1 protein-coding gene is annotated in these 288 nt (G+C 63.2%); it reads right to left on the bottom strand.

Going from position 1 to position 288, the window contains the following annotated elements; all coding sequences use genetic code 11:
• The coding region (locus tag NCT32_RS23485) for a histidine phosphatase family protein (RefSeq protein ID WP_250490587.1) at positions 1-288 on the bottom strand (288 nt) is incomplete at both ends.

Genomic DNA, 288 nt, shown 5'->3' with positions numbered 1-288 from the left:
AACCCGAGCACACTCATCGCGGCGGTATCCATCGCGAGATGCGCCCCAAGAGCCGGCGATCCCGTCGCCCACTGCGCCCCGAACACACGCGAAAAATGCGCGTGCGAAAAAAGTGCGATGTTCATCGCATTCGTCGCGAGCAGCTTGTCGATGAGCGCCTGCGCGCGCCTGCCGACATCCGCGAGATTTTCGCCCTCCGGAATCGGCGATGACCACACCGACCAGTCCGGCGCCTCTTCACGGATTTCCGGCGTGGTGCGGCCTTCGTAGATGCCGTAATTCCACTCG

It is taken from the genome of Caballeronia sp. INML2 (assembly GCF_023631365.1).
Classification (GTDB): domain Bacteria; phylum Pseudomonadota; class Gammaproteobacteria; order Burkholderiales; family Burkholderiaceae; genus Caballeronia; species Caballeronia turbans.
The sequence above is the reverse complement of the archived record's forward strand: the minus strand, read 5'-3'. Positions and strand labels throughout refer to the sequence as shown.